This is a genomic window from Aureispira sp. CCB-E (genome assembly GCF_031326345.1).
GTDB lineage: Bacteria > Bacteroidota > Bacteroidia > Chitinophagales > Saprospiraceae > Aureispira.
In genome coordinates, this window is the sequence record NZ_CP133671.1 from 5,851,190 (window position 1) to 5,874,943 (window position 23,754).

Consider the following 23,754-nt stretch of genomic DNA (forward strand, 5'->3'; position numbering starts at 1 on the left):
AAAGCTTAGCAAAACCAATTCAGTTCTATCAATTTTTATAAATTAAGATTAGAACTTGCCCCTAAAAGATGGTTTACTCATGATTTTTAAGCAATCAAATTAGTGAATAATCCCCTTATTCAACCCATTCTTTTACAAAAGCGTTCTATATTTGTGCAAGACTTTGTATATACTCTTTGTGTGGAGTACCAAAAGTAAAATATATATCTGTAGTATAGCATAATTTTAGACGAATGTACGATTATATCATCGTAGGGCAAGGCATCGCAGGCACTTTAGTAGCTCATTTTTTATTAAAACAAGGAAAGAAAATATTGGTGATAGACCATAAGCATCATCAAGCTGCCTCAATGGTTGCTGCAGGGCTAATCAATCCGATTACTGGGCGCAATTTTGTTAAGAGTTGGCGTATTGACGACCTTATCCCTTTTGCCATAACAACCTACCGAGCATTGGAGCAACAACTTGATATTCCTATCTTGGAGCTAAAGCAAGTAGCCATGCTCTTTAATTCGATAAAAACAGAAAACGATTGGTTGGTTCGTTCTAGCAATCCTGATATTGCTGATTATGTCACCAATGGGTTTCGTTTAGATTTCTACAAAAACTTTCTAACCGATATTCAAAATGGTGTAGAGTTTCAACAAGCAGGTCGGGTGCGCCTCAAAGACTTAGTCTTAGCCTATCAAACTTTACTACAAAAAGAGCAGTCTTACTTAGAAGAACAGTTTGATTACGCATCCTTGGTTATTGAACAAAATCAGGTATCTTACAAAGATATGGTGGCCAAGCGTATTATTTTTGCAGAAGGATTTCAAGCCATTCAAAATCCTTACTTCAATTATCTCCCCTTTGCCCCTGCCAAAGGGGATATCCTACTGGTTAAAATCCCTAACTATCCTGCGCCTAATAAATTGGTCAAACACGGTGTATTTATCATTCATTTAAAAGAAGATTTGTACTGGATTGGTAGCACTTATAACCGAGATTACAAAACCATTTCTCCACTCCCCAAAGCGAAAAAAAGCCTGATAGAACGCCTAGAACGTATCTTAAAACTTCCATTTGAAGTGGTAGAACACATCGCAGCAGTCCGTCCAACGGTAAGAGATCGCCGTCCGTTTATTGGGCAGCATCCACATTTCAAAGCACTTTATTTATTTAATGGCATGGGAGCCAAAGGTTCGTATCTAAGCCCTCTTTTTGCGGCAGAGTTTGTAGCTTATTTAGAAGGCGAAAAAAGCTTAGATGCAGAAGTAGATATAGCGCGATACTATCGGTATTACGAGGAGGCACAACCTTAAATTAGAATGCTTTTTAGCCACTTAGTTATTGTTTGGGTCTTTTGGCATAATACAATAATTTTTCATGCAACTCAGAGACTTGCACATTCAATGTTTCCCACGCTATATTCTTAATAATGTAATCGGCTTTTTTTTCTTTTTCGGCTTGAGGCATTTGTTGATTCATTCTAGCTCGTACTTCTTCCTCGGTGCTATTATCCCGCTCCATTACTCGTTTTATCCTCAAATCTTCTGGCGCTGTGACGACTATAATTTTATCTAGATCAGCATAAGATCCTGTCTCAAATAATAAAGCAGCCTCTTTCAAAGTATAGGCAACACCTAACGATTCCTGCTCACGCTGCCATTGTTGACCATCTTTAAAAACAGCAGGATGCACAATACTATTCAGCACTTTTAGTTGGCTAGCATCTTTAAATACAATTCCTGCCAAGTGCGCTCTGTTTAAGAGTCCATCGCTCTGGTAAACATCTGCCCCAAAATGCTCCATTAATTTATTTTTTACCTCTTCTTGGTAATTCATCAGCCATTTTGCTCGATCATCTGCATAATAAACTGGAATCCCAAATTTTTCAAACAGCCTACAAACTGTTGATTTCCCACTACCAATACCGCCTGTAATACCTACTTTTAACATTTTTATTTTTTTACGACTCTAACCCTATAAGCCTGGTAATCAAATTATTCAAAATAGCTTTTTTTTTAGTATTGTATAAAAATAGAAATTAAGTGCTAATTTTTATCTTAAAATGGTAACACTTTTATATTTCCTGCATTAATAAATAACAAACCAAACACATAAGATAAATACAAGATGACAAGGCAATTTTGGTTGCCTTACCTAAAAACCTAAACACCAAACACAAGTGGAAACTAATTCCCTTGAAACTCCATGTAACAATAGTCTTGAATTATCCCGAACAAATAAAACAAGACAATCAAAGTTAAATCGTGTCCTAAAAGATGCGATTTTTTTTTAGTAAGAGGTCAGAAAAAATAAGAACAAAAAATGGGATTATTTTTTTGCTAATCCAAGAAGAAAAAGGAAGGCTTAGCGAGCTAAGACAAGTTTTTCTGATGAAGAGTAGCGCAAAAAGAAGGCTGTTTTAGCTACGCTGCTACTGCGTGGTACTTGTTATTTTTTTTGAACGATTACTTATTTTTCTCTTCCATTCTAATAAGAAAGCGAACCTTATCTAGCTACAAATTCATTTGTAAGAATCATTATTAGTCCTAATAATTTTTTCTTAGGAAAAAAAGCCGTATTTTTTGCACCTGAAAATAACAAAACAAGCGCTTTTCTTGTTAGGACAACAAAGTAAGCATCTGTTTTTCAACATTTTCATGCTTTTTTTTATCCCAAAGCAGTTACTTGCTTGATAAAACAACAAATAGATTTTTATAAAAACACTCAATAAAGCACAAGTAAATTGGACTTGGCTTTATTAAGACTAAAGAAATGGATTGCACTAGTTGTTCCAAAACTTCATCTACAATTCCATTCATAGCTCCAAAGAATAATTTTTAATGAAAAAAATAGAACTGGAAATAGTTGCTCTTTCTCATAGTTTAGCACAAACGCAAAATTACGCTATTGTTTTAGGTGAACAAGATGGTGTCAGAAGGTTACCTATTGTTATTGGTGAATTTGAGGCTCAAGCAATTGCTGTTGCAATGGAAGGTATGGCTCCTAGTCGCCCAATGACACATGATTTGTTCAAAAACACCTTGACAAATTTTAATATTGAAATTAAAGAAATTGTCATCAACAATCTAATTGATGGTATTTTTTATGCCAACTTGATCTGTCTACAAGATGGGAAACAAACCGAAATTGATTCTCGAACGTCCGATGCATTGGCTTTGGCGGTACGATTTGGTTGCCCCATTTACACCTTTGAGTTTATTTTGGAACAGGCAGGAATCATTTTAGAAGAAGAAACAGAAAAAGAAGTACAACGTGCTAAAAATAGACGTTCTGACCGCCAACCTAGAGAAAAAACATTGGCAGAACAAAGTGTTGAAGAACTAAATGCCATCCTACAAAGTGCTTTGGAATCAGAAGATTACGAAAAAGCAGCCAAAATTAGAGATGAGCTCAACAAAAGAGAAACTTCTTAGTTTCTTTTCCTTGTAGTTCTATGAATAGCCACTCCTGTTAGAGTGGTTTTTTATTTTACTTAAGTAATCGTTCAAAAAAATAATTTGAAACCCTACATAAAAACTTAGAAAAAACTAAGACGAGTTCTTTGAAAATATGAGAGAAAAGACGAAAGGGATTTCCCTTTCAATAAAATAATGAACTAATTTTAAGCCCAATGTAAAAATTGAAAACTGTTGATTTTGTTTTTCTTGAACTTTCTTTTTTACTGGACTGTTTTGATGTAAAGCACCAAATCCCATAATAAAACAAAAAGCTAATGCACCAACAATCAACAGATTAAATATGTCATAAGCTTCCTTTAATCTTGTTTTATGCATATTAAATCCTCTTGATTTGAAATCTTTGAACATGGTTTCAATTGAAAAACGCAGTTCATATTGCCTTATAATTTCAAAGGGGTCATCTAGATTACTAATCAAAAATATTGGCTCATCATATTTAGGATCATGCCAATGCAGAAAATTTACATCTTGAATTTTCTCTTTAGAAAACTCAACAGATGGGATAAACAAAAATGTTTCTCCATCTGGTACTTTTGTAAATCGAGGTTTAAAACAGTCTCCTTGCTCATGTAAAATTGTATTCTTGGCTGTTCTTACAGCATATTTCCAGCCTAACTTTAGGCGACATAATTGCTGTATAGATGCTCCATCAAACTCTCCATCTCCTAATAAAGTCACTTTAGTTTGAGTAAAAAGAATCGGTTTTAAGATTTCGGCTGCTTGTTGAATAATGTCTAAATGCATTTGTTGGGGGAAATGTCCTTTACGCCCTTTTCTGATTACCCAACAAATAGGAATACTACGTTTTTTCCAAGCTAGACTGACAACAAGAGCGACATGTTTACTTCCCATTTGACTCCCATCTATTACTAAACTAATGTCTTGATTATTATTCTTTTTGGATAAAGCAAAACGTAAAAATGCAATTAGAAAGGGAAGATAATGTACCTTGTAATCTGTCCACTTATTTGACAGAAATCGTTTGGCATGAACAACTCGACTTGCGGCATCTATATCTTGAGGTAAACCACTACCTATATCTGGCAAATGGCTACTTTTTCGTTTAATCATTCCTGTCACTAAGCCACACAAAGTGTTCAAACGGCTTAGTGCATGCCCCGATGGCTCTTGCTGATATAGACTTTTTAAACTATCTTTGACTTGTGAAAAAATCGTTTTTTTTCATATTGACAGGTTTTGTTTGATATTCGCATTACAAATATGACCTGTCTTTTTCTTTTCTCTACCTAATTTTCAAAAAACTTCTTCTTTTCTTTTTATGTAGGGTTTCAAAAAAAATAATAACAAAATATAGGATTATTTTTGACCGCTTACTTACTTCCTATAACAATGGAAAATGATGACTTACTAGACAACTCTGGAATTCAACAAGATCAACGAATTTTAGAAATGGTTCGGTGGTGGGAAATTCGACGCATTCCCTACAATATAATTGTTGGGTTGAGTGGTTTGTTAAGCAGTTTTGCTATTTTATCTCAACACCCCTCCATTAAATGGACTGAAATTTTGTGGTATGCTGCACTACCCTATGGCTTATTTGCGAATGTAGCCTACCTAGCAGGTTGGGTTATTGAAATTTTGATTTTTTACTATTTTAACGGTAAACTCAATACTTCTATTCGAAATACACTATTGATTTTAGGAACTATCATCAGCCTCTTTCCCTTTCTTTTGGGACTTCTCCTTCTTTTTTAATCATTCTTTAAGCAAGCCTGTGATCACTTCTAAAAAACGATCTAAGTCGCTAGTAGAAGTATATACATTAGGCGAAATTCGTATCCCCTCTACTCCTTCCAAGCTAGTTCGAGTATGGTGTATTCTATATTTTCGTTCCAATTTTGCAGAAATTAAATCAATATTCTTACTAGGCGTTCCAAACAAAGCAATCCCACCAGCATATTTATCTTGAAAAGAAGTATAAAACAACACCTCTTTACTACGTTGTAGTTCTTTTGCCCAATAATTTTTTAAATATCTCAATCTAGCTTCTTTTAGTTTAATACCAATCTGGTGGTGAAACTGAATAGCAATGTGCGTTGCTTCTTCTCTAGCCAAAGAAATGGTTCCTTTATGTTCAAATTTCTCAATCACCGAAGTTTGACTGAAGTCATGCGGATACATTGGCCATACGGAAGCTATTTTATCCTTTCTAATGTAGAGCATTCCTGTCCCAATTGGAGCCGACAACCACTTGTGGAGTGAACTAGCAAAGGCATCGCACTTCAAGTCGCTTATCTTAAAATCAAGATGAGCAAGGGAGTGAGCACCATCAACCAAGGTAAAAATTCCTTTACTACGAGCATGCAGACATATTTGAGCAAGCACTGCAACGGGAATAATTTGTCCAGTCCAATTAATGACTTGCGTTAAATTGATAAATCGTGTTTTGGTTGTTATTTTTGACAAATAAATATCTAAAATAGCCTTGTCATCCTCTATGGGAGTTGGCAAATTGACCCAAATTAATTTTATGCCATATCGCTTAGACAATTGTTCCCATCCTAATTTAACAGTAGAATAATCCTGTTTAGATACAATAACTTCGTCTCCAGCTTTCCAATCTATTCCCAACATCACCGTATTCATGGCTTCTGTTGTATTCTGCATCAGTGCAATTTCTTCGGGCAAGCAACCTCCTAGTTGGGCTAACTTTTCTCGCAAAATAAACCGATTTTTGGGTAGTTCACGCGCCAAATAATGCGAAGGCATTTGATTGATTTGTTCCAAATATTTTTTTTGATCATTCAGGACAATCGTAGGTTGAGGAGCTACGCCACCGTTATTAAGATTTAAGTAACTCTTAGATACAGCATAAGCCATTTGTACTCGTTTCCATAAATCTTCTCCTTGAATAGCTGCTTCTATAGGAAGGCTTGTTAACTCGTCAATTGTTTCGGTCAATTCTTCTGCGGCAATTGTTTCACTAAGCATAGAAAAAGAACCGAAAGCACTTGCTCCAATCATTTGTTTAAAAAAAGTCCGTCTATTGTTCATGGTTAGATGGTTTGGGGTCAAAAAATAAATAAGCAACAATACCTTCTACAATCTGCTCAATAATCCTATTTGACACATTGGGTTAGTTTCTTCAAAATTGTTTACAAAACAAGTTTTATCATCAAACTAAAAATAGCAAACAATAGGCTACTATAACATTTTGTAACTTGATGCTTGCTCCCGAATGAGGCAAGCTCTGCAAAAAGTCTCGCAACATTAATAAATCGAACTATAAATTCTTTTCTTCTTACAAATGCCGAGTAGCTTATATCATATTCTTTAAATTTATTGCTAAATTTGTGCTGATTTTAAGCTTTAGTAAGTAGCAAAGTAGCTTTATTTCAATAAATAACAAATAGTACCAATATGATTTTTTATACTTTAACTAAATCAAGTAGTTAAACTCAATGTTCTATAATGGGTTTTATATTGTCTTATAAGACAAATAATCTATAATCATACGATGGTTCTACTAAATATTTCTTTTTGTACTACTACTGACTTAAGATAAGGTGCTTTTCTCATTATTTGTTGAAAAACTGAAAATTAAATACAGTTTTATTATAAATATGTGTCATAATAAATAGCGTACTTTAGGCTATATAATATTCTAGCACTTAAAATTCACTTTAAAATTGCAAGGGTTATTGCAATACATTACAATATTGACTACAATTTTCTTATGAATATTTTCAGAAAACATAACATCCAAGTTATTTATGAAGACAATCATCTTATTGCGATCAATAAGCCAGCAGGTTGGTTGGTGCAAGGAGATGAAACAGGTGATTTACCTCTAACGGAATTTGTCAAAGACTACATCAAACGCCGATACAATAAACCTGGTGACGTTTTTCTAGGAGTTATCCACCGTTTAGATCGCCCTGTTAGTGGTGTGGTCGTCTATGCTCGTACAAGCAAAGCACTTTCTAGAATGAACAAACTATTTCAAGATAGACAGGTTCAAAAAGAATACGTTGCGGTAGTAGAACACCGTCCTTTGGAACTAGAAGATACGTTGGTACATTATCTATCAAAGGATACGGAAAGAAATGTTACGAATGCGTACAACAAACAAAAATACAAGAGTGCTAAACGCTCTGAGTTATCGTATCAATATTTGGGTGGGCTAGCAGATCATCACTTATTAAAAATTTTGCCGATTACAGGACGTTCGCATCAAATTCGAGTGCAACTGGCTAGAATAGGTTGCAACATTCGTGGGGATAAAAAATATGGTGCTTCTAAATTTAATACAGATCCAGGAGTCATTCACCTTCATTCCAACAAATTGTCCTTTGTCCATCCTGTAAAAAAAGAGCCTATTGTCATTACAGCTCCCCTCCCCGAAAAAGATCAGGTATGGCAAATGTATGCCCATATTGTAGATGAATTATAACAATAATTAGATATTTTCGAATAGAACTGAGTTCACTAGCAATGTGAACTCAGTTCCATTCTTGATTCACACTAATCAAACAATACAAGTTATAAAACATAGACAACGGGTATTATTTTATTTGTTGAAGAATGATCTTTTCAATTTTTTTCAATGCGTTGACTCCTTCCTTCATCACTGGCAACAAAGGCCATATATGCGGCATTTTTTTCCCTATTGTAACGTTCAAATCAACACCTTCTTGTTCCATTTTTGCTCTACCTAATTTTTGATCGGGATACAAAACATCGTATTCTCCCATAAATAAATCAACGGGCGGAAAATTTTTGAAACTTCCATAAAGTGGTGATAGCATCGGATCTTTAATGTCTAAATTTCCTTGACACATTCTTTTTGCCGACAACACACCTTTCTTACTTAACATACAATCATAAGGATCAACACGATCAATCTCAGGATTGGTCATACTACCATCAAAAGCAGGGCTAATGGCAATCAATCGCCTTGGCAAAGGTTGCTGCTTGGCTATCAATCGCTGTGTTAGCGTTAGAATAAGATTGCCACCTGCTGAATCTCCTATCAAGATAATTCTAGAAGCATCATATTGTTCCAAAGCTTTGGCATAAACAGCATCTATATTTTGAGTTGTTTCTAGAATTTTAGCCTCGGGTGCTTTGGGGTAATCTAGCATCCAAGCATTGATTCCTGTATTTCGCACCAATTTCGCCAAGCTGTCCCAACTTAGCAGATTAGGTCCACTTACAAAGGCTCCTCCTGGGCAATACAACAGCAAAAATTGATCATTGTTGTATTTTTTAGGAACAAGGCTTGTTACCAAAGTATTCAAAACCTTAAATTGAGTACTAGCGTTTCCTTTTAACACACGTTTACTGGGTATATGAATATCTTCTTTTCGGAGTTTTTCATACGGAATAGGGTCTTGTGCAAAAATTTTCTTTAGTCCCTTGATTCTTAAAACAGTCGTAACAATATAATACGAAAGGCTAGGCATGATCTTATTTTTAATGTACAATAATCTAATACTCCGTTGAAACCACGCAGTAGCAGCGCAACTAACTAAAAGCAAAGTGCTCACGCAGTAAATCGCATTCACTGGATAGCATTTTATAAAAACTTTTATCCATTATTTTTTCATAAATATCCCAAGCGCAATTCTGTGCCCCCCTTTTCTTCTACGGCTAATGTTAATAACAATAAATTTTGATAGGTTTCCACCCATGCTTTGGGGCTTGAGTTAATTTGTTCTAACTTCAAATCTTCTAAGGCATTTTTATGTTCCTCGCATTGCCCTAAAAAATGCTTCAAACTATCCCTAAGCCTCGGTGTTAATGCCCATGCTTTTTCATTTTCTTCATTGTTGTCTTCCGCTTTGTACTGCTTTTTGAGTGGTACTAAGTCTGCCCTATAAGTTTCCCCCAAACATTCTAAAAAAGTTTTTTCTTCATTATCGGAGGGATTTAAATTAGAAAACGACCAAAGATTTTGTGCCAATTGATCAGAAGTCATACTTAGATTCAAATGCTCTAAATCCAATACAGTCACTACTCTATCTTTTTTGTACTCCACCCTCAAATCAGCTGGAATTGGAGGCAATTCTATTTTTTTAACCTGTTTTTTAACCTCTTTAGAATTGGTCGTATCCTCTTCTAGTGGTAATTTAGTTTTAGGTAAGACAAGCTCTTTTTTAGGATTAAGTTGCATTTCATCTTTTAACTCTGACAACAACTCTTTTTTACTCTTCGGAATTACCAATTCTGAATCAGGGTCATATTTTAGTCCCGATTTCACTTTTCGTTCCTGATATTTGGCATCTTCCTTAGAATCCTTTACTTCCTGCTTTGTTTCCTCTAAATCATATTTAGAAGCATCTAAATCACGTTGCAACTCATCTAATAATGCCCTTTTAGAAATAGGTGTCTCTAAATTGTCAGACAATGGCTCGTTTAATGTTGTCTTAGGAGATACTTCTCGATCTTCTTCCTTTCCTTCTACTGTCAATACAGCATCTTTGTCCATCGGCAACTGAACCGGTTCTTCAGAAGTTTTAGGTACCTCTTTAACTGGGAGTGTTGTTCCCCAATTTTGTATTTCAATTATATTTCCTTCTGGATCTTGAACATAGACAAAAGTCAAGGTTCCCAAATCAGGGATAGATTTTGTCGCAATTCTTCCATATTTTTTACCTCCCAATTCTAGTACTTTTTCCACTACTTCATGCACATCATCCACCTCAAAAGCTAAATGACCAAAGCCTTTTCGATTCGGCATAGACTCTGCTGCTGCTTCCATTTTGTCGTATTCAAAAATTTCTAGCGTTGGTCCATTTTTACCATAGCCAGGCAGTCTTAAATGAGCTCCTTTGATGTGAGCATTAGGAACACCAGTCGCCTTGGACAGCCATTCACCAGACAAATCTCGCTGCGGCAATAGCAGTTTACAGTTAAAAACTTGAATGTAAAATCCAGCCAAAGCTTTCCAATCTTTACTGATAATATTGGTATGAACGTATTTCATGTATGGTCAATAGTTAAGTAAAAGGATAAATTAGTTATTCAAATATCAGCCTAATAAGTGAGGTAAATACTTCCGATTAATTTAAAATAGAGCCATTTTTTTGCTCTAACTTGTGTTGCCATTTTTTAATAATAGCCACTCTCGAAGGAACCAACTCTTTCTTTTTAAATCGTTGCTCCATAAAATTTGGAATATAAACATCCAACAAGCACAGCATCAGTTCTGCTCCTTGAATATTTCTTCGCTTGGCACCAATATCTTTTAGATAAATCTCTTTAATATCAGCAGCTATTAAATCCGTCCAAGCTTTCAACTCTTCTATAGCATTTCTCATATCTTCAAAAGATACCTCTAGCTTATGCAAGTGATATAACAACAAATGATCGATGTAACTTGGTTCCTCTTCTCGATTTTTAAAATAATGGTTTAAAAATACATTCAAACTATCGATATTCACTTTTTGATTTAGTTGAAAAGCGCCCTCATCTTCAATTTCCTTTTGCAACTTTTTTCGATACGTGTCAATATCTTGTTTTAGAATTTCAAAATGATAATCTGCCTCCTCAAATTTTGCAGACAACCAATATAGCTTTCGTACAAATTCATCAGGAATTTCAATTTCTTTTTTATAATTCAGCTTGTGTTCAATTTCCGCCCAAGTATGCATCAAGATTGTTCTAATTTGAATTTCAATCTTCAAATCTTCCAAACCTCTATAGTTTGGTGCCCCTAACCACTCTTTTTTTATTTTGACAATATAATGCGTAGAGCGATAACCAAATTCACTCACTTTTAGAATGCTTGATTTGTCTTCGTTGCGAATAATTTCAAATTCATCCCGAATGATTTGTTTGATTTTTTGAATATCTTGGTTGTAATAGCAAATAATACGTATACCACAAAAATCTTCGGTTTCATCAAAAGGGTTGAGATACTGCTTCCTACCTATCTTTTCAAAGAAGGACTTAAACTCCTTTATTCTATAAGAAACATTCAAATAAGTAATTTCTTCAGCATTTAAAAAACCTTCTATTGCTTGGGTAGCATTGACTCCTAATCGTTCGTAAAGTGGTTGTAATTGAAAATATCGCTCCTTTATTTCGGATTTTTCCATAAATGATAATTGAGTTTTAATAAGTAGTAGTTTATTACTCCCTTATACGCAACGATTTTGGCACTAAACAGCTCTAACCTTTGGGATATTTTAAATTGGGTCATGTCATTTATATGCCCAAAACAGCTCTATTTTACTACTACTGGCACAGTTTCAGTGAACTGTTGTATAAAAGGGAAAAATTCAAATCTCTTTACACATCAAATATAATCTAAATAGTCTATTAGCACAAACAAACCATCAGGAAGTAAAAGATTCGATCTATTAAACATTATCATAACAACCCAAATTACATCTAGAAGTTCAAAAATACTCCCATAATAAAACAAAGACTACACAGGACTCGAACCTATAGCTGCGATTTATGAGACCGCCGTGTTTCCATTACACCAATAGTCTTTGTTGTTTAGTAGTTAGCTGCGCTGCTACTGCGTGGTACTTCATGAGCGCTTTGCTTTTAGTTAGCTGCACTGCTACTTTGTGGTTTCAACGAACTATTGTGTTGTTTAAACAACGGTTTTAACGATAAACTAATACAGCATTGAATAAAGGATGCGACATAAATTATTTAATGCTGTATTAAAGTCCGTCATGTTTGAAAGTAAAATCTAATTCTGATAAATCAATACTATACTGTACTGCAACTAAGTTTTTCTTGTTTTTCAGTTTGAATATCAATTTAGTTTTGGTTTGTTTTTCAATTTCGATCAAACCAAAATTATTCTTTCGAATAGGAAACCCAATTCGATTTTTGTTGGGCTCTATGTCATGCCAACTCTGTGTTAATCCACTTGATGTAATATCATAGATTGGATAAGTATGCGCATTCTCATATTTAGATATTTCTCCCCAGTGTACATCTCCAGATAAAAAGACCACGCCCTTGGCTTTGGTTTCTTGGATAAGCTGCACCATTTTTTTGCGTTCGTGGGGTACATTCGTCCAAGACTCCCAACCATTGTATTCGTGTGAGAACTGATTGCTAGAAGCAATGATTCTTAAATCCGCCTTTTCTTCTAATTTTGTTTTTAACCAAGCCCATTGCTCTGCTCCCAAAAACGTTGAATCAGGAGATATTGTTGGTTGATAATCATTTTTGTAAGGAGTATTTTTTTCTTTCATCCGTGCTGTCAAATTATCTCTAAACGTCCGAGTATCCAATAAAATAACTTGAATATCAATCGGCGCATCTTTTAGGCGAACAGCATGGTATATCCCCCTATGCTTCCAACGCTCTGAATTCTTAGGTTCTTCCCAAAAATTGAGGAAAATTTCTTTAGAAGCCTCTTTAAATGGATAATATCGCCCTGCATCGTTTTCACCAAAATCATGGTCATCCCAAGTCGCCAATATATCCGTAGCCTGTTTTAAGCGTTGAAACTCTGGTTTGGCAGCCAACTGATCATATTTTTTTTGCAAGACATCCATATCTCGAGTATCGCCATAAATATTATCACCCAAATAGATAAACACATCAGGCTTATTGTCTACAATTGCATCCAAAATTGGCTGCTCTTTTGTTTGTTTTGCACAAGACCCAAAAGCGATCCGATATCGTTTCACCAACTGCTCTCCTTCTGGCACCCATTTCCCAGCACAAGCACTCATTATAACAGCAATGGTCATCAAGTAACCCAATGGTCGTTTCATAGTTATTTTAGTTTTTTCTTTGCAGCTAACTTTTCTTCATCACTCGAATGGCATCATAAATATACCCTTGACCCAAATTTCTATCAATATCCTCTAATCGCACAAAATTCCGACAACGAACATATTTTTTAAGGTCGTTCCTCACGTTGCACTAAAATAGGAATTGTAAACGACATCCAACTACCTGTATCTTCTGTTTTCGGTGGTTTCTTCAACATTGCTCTAGTACCTTCTTGGGCAGAAGCATATTCTGCTAATTTAGGGGCAGGAGCAGGTAAACCTGTCTGAAGTAACCCAGATATATCAAAACGCTGGTAGGCAATAAAGATTTTTAGGTAAAATACCACTGCCTCTACTTCTTGAGGAAAGTGCTTCATTTGCGGCGGCTGATGCAACTCCAATCCATTCAACACCAATGTTCCTCCTTTATCTGTGCTTAAGTTTTGGGGCGGTAATAAATTACTCCCCATTGCCTTCTGTAAAGGTAAAATAGCATAATTGCTATCTAGCAATAACGTTGAAACATATACATTTTCCGATCCTTTCAAGTGGTGAATTGCCAAATCAAAATCCAAAAGAACTGTAGAAGGATACAAAGGATTGTACAAAAATCGAATGGGACTTCCTCCTGTATTCAACTCATTTAACGACCGACTCAAACCACGCGATACATCTTCAAAATGATCCGTGTTCCAACTTTTCAAACACACCGTACTATGTATTCGATTAGGCTCTAAATCTCTAGATTTTGTTGCGGCGGCATGATACAATTTGAATTCAAACTCAAATTGATGGTTTGCTGTTGTAGTTTCCTGCAACTTATTATATAAATGGTAAACCGTTTGCCATTTACAGATTTTTTGTAGGGATAATATAACCCGATAGCCATCTTTTATGCTTAAACTTGATGTTTTTCGAAAGACAGGCACTCTGCCTTCTACCCCATTCCGATACGGATAAACAGCAAATCCATCAGACTCTGTTTTTAAGATATACGCTGCTTTTTCTGGACTTGTCCAATTAATAAATGGGGCATAATACTCCAAAACATCTTGCTGAGTCTCCTGAAATTGGGTAAAAGCATTCTGTCCTACGGTTTCTTCAAAAAAGACATGAATATTTTTTTTAGGATTTTTTTGATACACCAAAGCCAAATATTCAAATATAGGAGCTACAGAAGCTTTTTCTGTGCTCGTTATATGATAATCTCCTGTCCAATCTAAAAGAGTTTCTTTTCCATTTTTATATTTATACAACGTTGCTTCTCCTTCTTTCTTAATAATAGGAATTGTTGTTCTTTTCCCCTCCTTTTCGTACTGCAAAGCCGTTGCATAAAAAATGAATGTGCCATCCTTTTGATACAAAGCCAACCACCCTTTGGCGACCTTGACAACAAAATCTGCTGTATCAACTTTTGGAGCCATCCTAATGGCAGGACCTCCATCACTTTGAAAGTTTTTCAAGCTTTTTCTTGGAGCGTAATTTTCAAATAGGACAACTGTATTGCCTCCCGATTGTCCTGTATCGACACAAATCGCAACCCTCCATCGGCGCATATACCTAGATGGAATTTTTGCATAAAGCTGATTGCGATGTTTTCTACGGTCGAATGTCGCGTTTATTAAAGTAACTCGACTATAACCCGATGCGACATAATCAATCACTGCATTGGATTGCCCCGTAGGTTGTTGGTCTTGTAGAAATACCTCAATTGGTATTGCTTTTATCTTACCATCCAAGCTAGGCAACAACTCTAATTCTCCTGCCTTAATTTGCCACTCCGTTCTTCCTTTGGGCACGACAGGATAAAACCCATCAAACGCATCTATGTCTCGTTGTGCAGGCACTGCTCCACGCACCAACAAATCACCCAAAAAGATTTCGTGACGCTTCTTAAAGTTAGGGCTATATACATACAAGTCTGGTGTCTGTTGGTAGACCCCGCCAATATTCATTCTGATACGATTAAACAAATCTTGATAAGAAATGGCATTCTGAGAGGCTTCTAAAATATCTAACAAATGACTTGTAAATACTCCGCCTTGCAATGGTATTTCATAGGCAAATTGATGTTTGTCACAAGCCGCTAAGTGGATATGTTCAGCCATGGGCAACTCAATAGAAGCAACTTCATTGCTAGAAGATAAAACCGCATCTATCCATGTAGAAGCCTTTCGCAAGCCCGTATATGTTCTTACCAAGTCTTCTTGGGTAGCATTGGACCATACATCTCCTCGCTTTTCAAAATCTGTGGGAGCGGTATACCTAGGCTGTGGGGCTGCTAACGTTGGTTCTGGTTCATTTTCTTCCTGAAGGGCTTGTTCCAATTCTTTCAACTCATCTAAAACAACTGCCAGTTGCTCGGATTCTCTCGATGCTCCTGTAGAGTGACAAGAATCTTGAATAAAGATGATTTCTGGTTGCTCTTTTTCCCACAATTCATGCAGCAAAAAACGAATTTCCTTATCCAAAATATTTCGAATCACAATGCCATTTGCATCGGTATTACGAGCATCACAAGGAACCAAAGTCTGAAAGTTTCCATCTGCTTCATTAAATCCATTGGGTGCTTTTTCTTTTGAGCCATGCCCAGCATAAAACAACAAGACCATATCACCTTTTTTAGCTTGTCCCAAATGCTGTTCTATTTTATCTATAATATTCTGGCGTGTTGGAGGTGTATTAGAACCTGTAAACAAAGTTGTTGCCCTTAGTTCATATTTTTGCTGATTCAGATTAGACTCAATATAAGTTAACAACCGCTTGGCGTCTTGAATACAGCCACTCAAATTAGCTACTTTTTCATTCTCATAAGTATTAATACCAATGAACAATGCATAACATTTTTTTTTTTCCATCTGAAAATAATATTAGAGTTTAGAGAGCAAAACAAGAGCACACCTTCAACACATACACCTCAAAACCAACACCTTGAACGCATACAAGTTAATTTTAGTACTTAACAAAGATTTTCTAAATAATGTTAGCTCATTACTCCATTGAAACTACGCAGAAGTAGTCCAATAAAATCATACAACCGTCATTACAGATACACTCCACTAACCTTAAGACTAAAAAGCAACGGGATATTATTCAATGTAACGTTCTATTCTCTTGCGAACACCTTCTTCTTTTTTCTGAACAACCGTATTTTTTTGATTAAAAATCAGTTGCATCTTTTGTTCATCCAATCTTCCACGACCATTCTCATTCCGTTCTTTCGCAATTAAATTCGCAATATACGTGTGATGTTCTTTTTTACTGAGTTGTGTGACTTGCTCTTCTTGATAATCCTCGTCATAATTAGAATTGCTACTAATCTTGTATAACAATTCACAAGCTAGTTTATTTTCTGGATTTAATTCCCAAGCTTTGGCAGCCAATCGAAAAGCATAATTTTTATCGTCTTGTTCCATTGCTGCTTCTCCCAACGCGCTAAGCGTAGCCGATTGAGCAATATTTCGTTCCTTTTCTACTACTTTTTTAGTGCTTTTCAAAGTATCAAAACTAGCGATTAATTCTTTGGTAAATTCAGGGTTTTGTGCCATCAATTGCTGATATAAGGTATCTGCTCTCATTTCAGCAGCTTTTTTCAGCGAATCTTCTCTTGCCAAGATTTTAATCTCTTCTTCCTCTTCTTCTAGCAAAACTGCATTTTTACCATTCAACGATCGAGTAATTAAATTAAAAATAGTTAACAAAACAATACCACCAACAACAACAGACGTGATTTGCTTTTTTCTGCGTTTTATTTTTTGTTGACTCTCTCTGACAAGATTTAACTCTTCCTTACCCAACTCTATAGAATCAATATACGGATCAATGTAATTCAAATCATCCTTTGTCAATAACCTTTGATAATCCTTATAATAAATCAAACGCTCTCTTAACAATTGGCGAATTTGTGCCCGCATCTTGTCTTCCGCAGAAAACTTATCATAAATGCTTTTGGCTAAGCTATCGTGTGATAATTCTAGTTTCATAATAAGCACTTACTGATTCCTAATAATTTGTTTTGTGTTGCACCATCAAGCAGCAATGGTCGTTCTCGATCAAAAATCGAAGAAGGGTTTAAACGTCCTACATCCAATCCAAATGAAAGCCCTCTTATTTTTTGCCCTTTCATAAATTTTGTATCCTTCATCCCAATACTAACCTGATAAACAACGGCACCACTCCTTTTATGCTGCGGATTGATTAAGTTTAACACCTTCGTTTGACCATTAGATAACAACACCTTTAGTTGTGTGAGCTTTGGAATATTGCTTTCTCGCCCACTTGGAACAAAACGAATAAACAATTGTTGGTTGTTATTCGCCATCATTTGCAACGCCCAATTGGATGTACTTTGAACTCTAAACCATTGATTTGCCTCCTTTGCAACAACAGAACAATCGTCATAATTAGGAGCGTTCATTTTGTCCTTTTTTTGCTGGATAGGTGTCTTTATGTTGGCGTTATCCTTGATTAGGATATCATCTTTAGGCGGCTTGGGAAAATTGATTTTGTCCTTTTTGGTTATCGTGTTATTTTTAGGATCTTCCCCATTGATTTTAGAATTTTTAGGAGAAATGATTTTTTTCTTATCCTCCTCGCCTTTTTTGCCATCAATTGGCTTTATAGGAGTGATTTTCTTTGGTTTCTTCGAATTGTTAAAATCATCTTTTGGGGGCTTTTTCTGCTGAATAACTTGGTGTAATACTGGTGTTTTGGCAGGTGCACCGTCGTTATTATTGATATTATTATTTTTCTTAGAAGAAACAACACTTTGCAAAACCGTAGCCTTATGGTTCTTAATAACATTATTATCTTCCGAAAAGATTGCTCGAAAATCATCCTCACCCAACCTCCCCATTACTTGTTGGGATTGTTTGACGTATGAAGCCTGTTGCTCTACGGGTAATTTGGAAAAAGCAATTTGATTTTTTTGATTAATTGTTGCGATCATTTCTAAAGCCTGCTTATTTTCTGGATTCAACTCCCAAGCTTTTGAAGCCAATTGATTGGCATAAGTAGGATCTCCTTGTTCCAAAGCTTTTTTAGCTAGGTCACTCAAGGCAGCAGACTGAGCCAAATCTCTTTGTCGTGCCAGATCCATATGCTGTTTTCCTAAAGTATCATATTGAATGATCATTTGTTTAACAACATCGACATCTTGCAAATCTTGTTGACTAATAGAACCTGCTCCATTAAGCAATGTTTGCGCTCTATTTTCTGCTATACTTCGTTGTTTCTGAATTTCTTTTAACTCTAACTGAAGCGCCTGTTTATTTTCTAAATTCTCTTGCAAACTAAAGAAGACAACAGAAGCCTGTATTCCAAATATCAGTAAGACTATAGAGCTAGCTAGTACAGTAGTTCTAATCATAAATTGCCTACGTTTGGTATGTCGTTCACTTTTTTTGATAAACGCCAGCACAGCACTATTCAAGCTTAACTTGTCTAAATAAGGAAGAACATATTGCACACCTTCTAAATCCAGCAAGACGCCCGATGCTTGGTAGTATTCATAACGTCTTGTGATAAAGTTTCGCTTTTTAATAAGAATTTTATCTTCAGCAGAAGCCTTATCATAAATCGTCTTAGCTAATGAATCGTGTGATAACTCTAATTTCATGGTCTTATTTAGGAAAATTAATAGGTCCTTTGGGTTTTGGGGGTTGTTGCTGAATTTGATCTTGTAATTTTTGTTGCAATTTATTAATTTCAGCTTGCACTTTTTGTTGTCGTTGAGGTTCGGGGACAAAATTCATGGTAGGCGGCTCAGGTTCTTTTGTCACCTGTTCAATTTGTTCGGCAATTTTTTTCTCCTTATTGTCTGCAACAACAGCATTTTTAGGATTAAAAATAGCTCGCATTTTTTTATCACTCAACTCTCCCCATTTTTTAGCATTCCATTTAATATAGTTTCGAGTTTTCTGTTTAGAAAAAGGCGTTTCGAGCGTAGCATCAACACTTTGATAAATGACTTTCATAGCTTGTTGATTTTCGGGATTCAGTTCCCACGCCTTTCTAGCCAACTGAAAAGCATATTTCCGATTATCGTAGACAATAGGAGCTGCCAATTCACTCAATTTAGAAGATTGTGCAATTTTTAATTCTTGCAACAATTGCTCTTTATCATCATCGTGATGAACCTTGTAAGAAGCATAATCGTGCAGTAAAGTATCGTTTTTCTGCTGCAACTTCAACAAGGCCAAACGCAATTCCTCTTTAGTTGCATCCAAACCTTCTCTACTTTCTACCAAAGCACTAGATAATGCTTGTGCCTCTGCTTCTATTTCTTTATACTCCAATAATTGTTTTGCCAAAAGCTCTTGGTTTTCTACTTTTACTTGCTCTGTCTTATTCATAAAGTAGGTAATTACAAATACGACAGCAATCGCGATTCCAATAATTACAGCTCGTTGAAGCACTAAAGCTTGTTTGCTACGATCTATAAAAATAAGTTCATGTTGTTCTAAAGTTAATTGTTTCAAATAAGGACTAATATAATCCAAATCTTCTCTAGACAACAGCACTTTATTTTCTTTGAAATAGGCAAAACGATTCTTAATAAAATTCCTGATTTTGATCAGCATTTTATCCTCTGTAGAAGCCTTGTCATAAATTTTCTTGGCTAATAAATCGTGTGATAGCTCTATTTTCATTTTTAATCGTTAAATATCTCTTTGATCTCTAATTTAAGCATTTTATTAGAGAGGAAATAAAAATACATCCACTTCATTTAATAATTTTATTTCTTGCCTCTCAAACACAAGCCTCTACAATAAGCTTATTTTTTTGCTTCATTGTTACACAAGCCCCAAAACAACCTCTTATTTATCTGACTATCAACAATTTAATTATATATTTTTTTTTACTAAAAATCAACTTAACGCGATTTGTTACATCAAGTATCCTTATATTCTACACATTACCATTTATGCTCCTACTTTCTAAGTATTTGATGACCATTATAAATAAGCTCCTTAACTTGATTATTTTCCTCATGAACCACCTTGTAAACATCCCCTTCTCCACTATAAATTAACACCTCATCGACATATAAAGTTTGTTTGGACAACAGCCCACAATAATGGTCTAAGTGTAATGTCTTAAATTTATTAGGTGGCACTGTTACACTAAACTCAATCAACGACCAATCTCCATTGATAACAGCAGCTCGATCAGGTCTAGTTTGCCCAAGTTCCTGCCGATAACCAGCACCATCGTCTCCAAAAGCTATTATAAACACATAATTCATGGCATCAATCTCTCCATTAAATACCCATGCTTTTATTTGATAAGTAACAGGAGTGGTTTGTTCTTCTAAAGGCATCTTCAAAAAGACTCCAGAACCTGACTTAGGAGCACTGAAAGCCCCTGTCCCTCTAAAGGCATACTTGGAAGGTTGATTTTCAAAATTTTCATAAAAAACCGTTGCCGTACTATCCTCTACTAGCCAGTCTCCCTTTGGGTGTAGAGAAGGCATTTTTTGCTGGAATGTTTCCAATACCTCATCGTTCTCTTGGACAAACAAATCATCAAATTCCAAGGAATATAAAGCATACCCTTCTTTGTCAATAGAAATAAGTCGAGCCCGATTAAAAATTGCTTGCTCATATTCTGTCAAAGGCTCCATATAATTGGAACGAGTAATCAAAAATGGCTTTTTAGAAGGAAAATCCGATTGTATTTTTTTATCATAATAAGGAGCAGTACATAATTGAACTAAGTTCCGACTTTCCCAAACATCGGCTCTTGCTACAAATGCAGTAGCAATAGGCAAACCTGTATGCACAGAGGTTAGAATAGAGAAATGTGTTGTTCCCCCCAAAACAGGTCGGTAAAAATTGCCTGACCCTAGATAATAATAAGGCAAAGGCAATATTGCTTGATAATCTTCGACATTAATTTGCTCCAATCCATCTTTCAAGACTTCTGGGCGATTTTTTTCTAAAAAATAGTTCGGATGCAGGGTCAAATTGGTAGCTACTTCTGCATGAGCGCTATACCCTTCAACCATGTACAACATGGGGGCTAACAGCAGCAATAAAGCGGCTAAAATAGCCTGTTTTTTTTCTTTCAGAAAACGAGCAGCAGCTCCAATATAATAGATGCTCACTAAGGTTGATGCATAATAAAACACCCATGAAAATCGTCCCAAAGAGCGAAATTGTTTGATAGGATTGACATATTCTAATAAAGAGGGATATTGAATAAAAGGATAGGCCCAAGACAACAATAAAATCGGAATAGATGCCCAAAATGCTATTTTTACAACTGTATGCATCTTGTCTTCCTCTACTTTTTTGCGCCTCAAAATAAATTTAACCAGCTTAATTACTAAAACTAAGGTTAATGTGAGCATTGTTACAATACCAATGTATGACCACCCTTCCCAAGTTTGATTCAAGGGGTATCCAAGTAGTTCTTCTGCCGTTTTTTTAAATGGAGGATGATTGGGCAAAAATACATCTTCTGGTTCTCCGCAGTACTCAAACAAACCGTAAACGTCAATCGGTTTGGCAACATGAGTATCTGTCAGGCTAGTCACTAATTTAAAGATAACAGTAGGTAAAATGCCTGTTACAAACCCCAATATATAATACCTAACACTAGTAGCAAGGGATCGAATATTATAACACCAATAAAACAAAAGAATTACCCCTGTTAGCATGCAGCACATTAAGCCTAAATAAGGGTGCGTGTACAACCACATAAGGTTAAAAAAGAATAAAAGTCCCGCCCAAAACGTTGTTTGTATCTGTTCGTAGATTCGCAACAACAGATACAGAGTGAGCGGTATTGCGCAGCTATAAGATAAAGAATAGTGCCCTGTTAAACGAAAGATTTGTGGTTCTAAGAAAAGAATGCCCATCGCTCCCCAAACTGCCAAAAAACGCTGTACTCCTATACGTGCTAAAATTCCATACAATAGCAATGGTGTCCACCAAATCGAGAACAAAGCCAAGCCATTCAAAATACCAACCGTATAATCGCCTAAAAAAGGGAATATCGAAATTAGTATCTTTGTCAAAGCACCAAAGAACGGTTGGCCATCCAAATAAATAATTTGCTCTCCATATGGATAGTTAGCAATGGTGTGTTCAAAATAACTTTGGCTATATTTGGCATAGGTAACAAAGTTAAAATAATGACTAAAACCATCTCCGTATTTATTAAATAAATATTCATTAGGAGCTATCAGTAATGGTCCGTAAAAATAAACTAAAAATATACTTGACAATATTACAATCAAATAATCATAAAATTTGTCGTTGATTTTGAACAACTTCATTACTATTCTTTTTACATTCTTTGACAAGTCTCGCTCCAATACATTTCCAAATGCTTTGTAAAAAACACATAAGATGCAAGACCAAGGAGGGCTTTTTTGAAAATTTGTAAATATGACAAAAAAAAAGAACTCTTCAAAATTGGCTTTCCTAGCTTAACATCTTTATTTTTTACTTTATCAGTAATTGCTAAAAAAGCCCCAAGGAAAATTTTCTCCCTGAGGCTTTTTTTATCCGATACACTGTACCAATACCTAACTTCCGCTACGCAAAACTTTTTGCACTTCCTTATTGGTCAATTTACCATATTTATATTTTTGATCTATTTTTTGGATCATGTCCTCTATTTGTCGATAAGTATAAGTGTTTTTAGGTCTATTTTTTCCTAAGAAACCACTATTTCTTTTTCGCATCTTACTGTTATTAATCTGATTCAGCACATCCATAGCTTGACTATTCGAACGGCTCATTTCCCAAGCATAACGAGCCAGTTGAAAGGCTTCTTTGTATTGCGCTTCGGTTGGAGTTTCTGTACTATTAAGAATGGTATTAGCACGTTGACTTAATTTTTGAGATTGCTCAACCTCGCTCAATTTTTCTTTGATAATTTTATCCTGCTTGTTTATTTGTTCTTTCAAACGCTCTGTTAAGGCTTGTTTGTCAGTTTTAAGACCATCACGTTCCCGCTCTACTTTGCGTTTACTTTCTTTCAATTTTTCGTTCAGAATATACAACTCGTTCAAAGCATCTTGCAGCTCTTTATTCGTCATTTTGATAATCTGCTGATCATTGCCAATTCTTTCCGTTAACGACTCGTGAATGCTATCTTTTACGCGCAATTCCTCCAATCGAATTCCCAAGGAGTTATTGACACTCTTTAAGCTATCTTGACTTGCTGTAAGTTGGTTGTTGACTTGTTCTATTTTGATATTATTACTACGATAATAAACAACAAACCAAATTAAAACCACCACCACCACAATAAAGCTTAATACCACAAGCGTCACTTTGGTTTGTGCCCGTAGTTTGCTTCGAGTCAAAAAAGCTTTTTCCTCTGTTGTCAACTCCAACTGTTCTTCAAAAGGGGCAATCACCTTAAGCTCATCTGAAGTCAAATAAGCATGTTCTTCGTTAAAAAATCGATGTTTGGCTTGAATTAAATTAAGCACCATAAGACGCATTCTGTCTTCTGCTGATGCCTTATCATAAACCGTCTTAGCTAGTGTATCGTGAGAAATTTCTATTTTCAAAATGTACAGGGTTTTTAACCTAACAAGAATAGATGCTTAA

Annotated in this window: 17 protein-coding genes and 1 tRNA gene; 4 read left to right on the forward strand and 14 right to left on the reverse strand. The window is 35.5% G+C overall.

Going from position 1 to position 23,754, the window contains the following annotated elements; all coding sequences use genetic code 11:
• Positions 1-233: 233 nt before the first annotated feature.
• Positions 234-1,304, forward strand: coding sequence for an FAD-binding oxidoreductase (locus tag QP953_RS22865; RefSeq protein WP_052593861.1), 1,071 nt, complete (start codon positions 234-236; stop codon positions 1,302-1,304).
• Positions 1,305-1,329: 25 nt separating this feature from the next.
• Here QP953_RS22865 and coaE read toward each other — a convergent pair whose 3' ends face one another.
• Positions 1,330-1,941: a dephospho-CoA kinase gene (gene coaE / locus QP953_RS22870; RefSeq protein WP_052593859.1), complete on the reverse strand. Its 612-nt coding sequence runs from the start codon at positions 1,939-1,941 to the stop codon at positions 1,330-1,332.
• An 890-nt stretch (positions 1,942-2,831) separates the two neighbouring features.
• Between coaE and QP953_RS22875 the strand changes: the two genes are divergently transcribed.
• On the forward strand, positions 2,832-3,425 hold the full coding sequence (locus tag QP953_RS22875; RefSeq protein WP_052593857.1) for a bifunctional nuclease family protein: 594 nt from the start codon (positions 2,832-2,834) through the stop codon (positions 3,423-3,425).
• A 114-nt stretch (positions 3,426-3,539) separates the two neighbouring features.
• On the opposite strand, the gene QP953_RS22880 is transcribed toward QP953_RS22875, so the two are convergent.
• Positions 3,540-4,541, reverse strand: a complete 1,002-nt coding sequence (locus tag QP953_RS22880; RefSeq protein ID WP_309552816.1) for a transposase — start codon at positions 4,539-4,541, stop codon at positions 3,540-3,542.
• Positions 4,542-4,820: 279 nt separating this feature from the next.
• Between QP953_RS22880 and QP953_RS22885 the strand changes: the two genes are divergently transcribed.
• Positions 4,821-5,186, forward strand: a complete 366-nt coding sequence (locus tag QP953_RS22885; protein ID WP_309553069.1) for a hypothetical protein — start codon at positions 4,821-4,823, stop codon at positions 5,184-5,186.
• Here the strand turns inward: QP953_RS22885 and QP953_RS22890 are convergent, their stop codons facing one another.
• The gene (locus QP953_RS22890) at positions 5,187-6,485 is read right to left on the reverse strand and encodes an aminotransferase class V-fold PLP-dependent enzyme (protein WP_052593853.1); all 1,299 of its coding nucleotides are present in this window, start codon (positions 6,483-6,485) and stop codon (positions 5,187-5,189) included.
• Positions 6,486-7,167: 682 nt separating this feature from the next.
• Here QP953_RS22890 and QP953_RS22895 point away from each other — a divergent pair.
• The gene (locus QP953_RS22895) at positions 7,168-7,884 is read left to right on the forward strand and encodes an RluA family pseudouridine synthase (RefSeq protein WP_052593851.1); all 717 of its coding nucleotides are present in this window, start codon (positions 7,168-7,170) and stop codon (positions 7,882-7,884) included.
• A gap of 112 nt (positions 7,885-7,996) precedes the next feature.
• On the opposite strand, the gene QP953_RS22900 is transcribed toward QP953_RS22895, so the two are convergent.
• The 11 genes from QP953_RS22900 to QP953_RS22950 form a co-directional block, all read right to left on the reverse strand.
• Complete coding sequence (locus QP953_RS22900) at positions 7,997-8,896, reverse strand: alpha/beta hydrolase (RefSeq protein WP_052593849.1); 900 nt, start codon at positions 8,894-8,896, stop codon at positions 7,997-7,999.
• A 140-nt stretch (positions 8,897-9,036) separates the two neighbouring features.
• Entirely contained in the window at positions 9,037-10,419 is a 1,383-nt protein-coding gene (locus QP953_RS22905) for a VOC family protein (protein ID WP_309553070.1), read from the reverse strand.
• 76 nt (positions 10,420-10,495) lie between these two features.
• Positions 10,496-11,533, reverse strand: a complete 1,038-nt coding sequence (locus tag QP953_RS22910; protein WP_052593846.1) for a GTP pyrophosphokinase family protein — start codon at positions 11,531-11,533, stop codon at positions 10,496-10,498.
• A gap of 328 nt (positions 11,534-11,861) precedes the next feature.
• Positions 11,862-11,932 (reverse strand) — tRNA-Met (locus tag QP953_RS22915).
• A gap of 180 nt (positions 11,933-12,112) precedes the next feature.
• Positions 12,113-13,183, reverse strand: coding sequence for an alkaline phosphatase D family protein (locus QP953_RS22920; RefSeq protein WP_309553071.1), 1,071 nt, complete (start codon positions 13,181-13,183; stop codon positions 12,113-12,115).
• 128 nt (positions 13,184-13,311) lie between these two features.
• Positions 13,312-16,041 carry a caspase family protein gene (locus tag QP953_RS22925; protein WP_309553072.1) on the reverse strand — a complete coding sequence of 910 codons (2,730 nt, stop codon included), beginning with the start codon at positions 16,039-16,041 and terminating at the stop codon, positions 13,312-13,314.
• 231 nt (positions 16,042-16,272) lie between these two features.
• Positions 16,273-17,166 carry a hypothetical protein gene (locus tag QP953_RS22930; RefSeq protein WP_309553073.1) on the reverse strand — a complete coding sequence of 298 codons (894 nt, stop codon included), beginning with the start codon at positions 17,164-17,166 and terminating at the stop codon, positions 16,273-16,275.
• On the reverse strand, positions 17,163-18,800 hold the full coding sequence (locus tag QP953_RS22935) for a hypothetical protein (protein WP_309553074.1): 1,638 nt from the start codon (positions 18,798-18,800) through the stop codon (positions 17,163-17,165). The genes QP953_RS22930 and QP953_RS22935 overlap by 4 nt, the downstream gene beginning before the upstream one ends.
• A gap of 4 nt (positions 18,801-18,804) precedes the next feature.
• Positions 18,805-19,833 (reverse strand): hypothetical protein, encoded by a 1,029-nt coding sequence (locus tag QP953_RS22940; protein WP_052593834.1) that lies wholly within the window; start codon positions 19,831-19,833, stop codon positions 18,805-18,807.
• Positions 19,834-20,114: 281 nt separating this feature from the next.
• Positions 20,115-22,466, reverse strand: a complete 2,352-nt coding sequence (locus tag QP953_RS22945; protein WP_309553075.1) for a hypothetical protein — start codon at positions 22,464-22,466, stop codon at positions 20,115-20,117.
• 252 nt (positions 22,467-22,718) lie between these two features.
• Entirely contained in the window at positions 22,719-23,714 is a 996-nt protein-coding gene (locus tag QP953_RS22950) for a hypothetical protein (protein ID WP_052593830.1), read from the reverse strand.
• Positions 23,715-23,754: the final 40 nt, after the last annotated feature.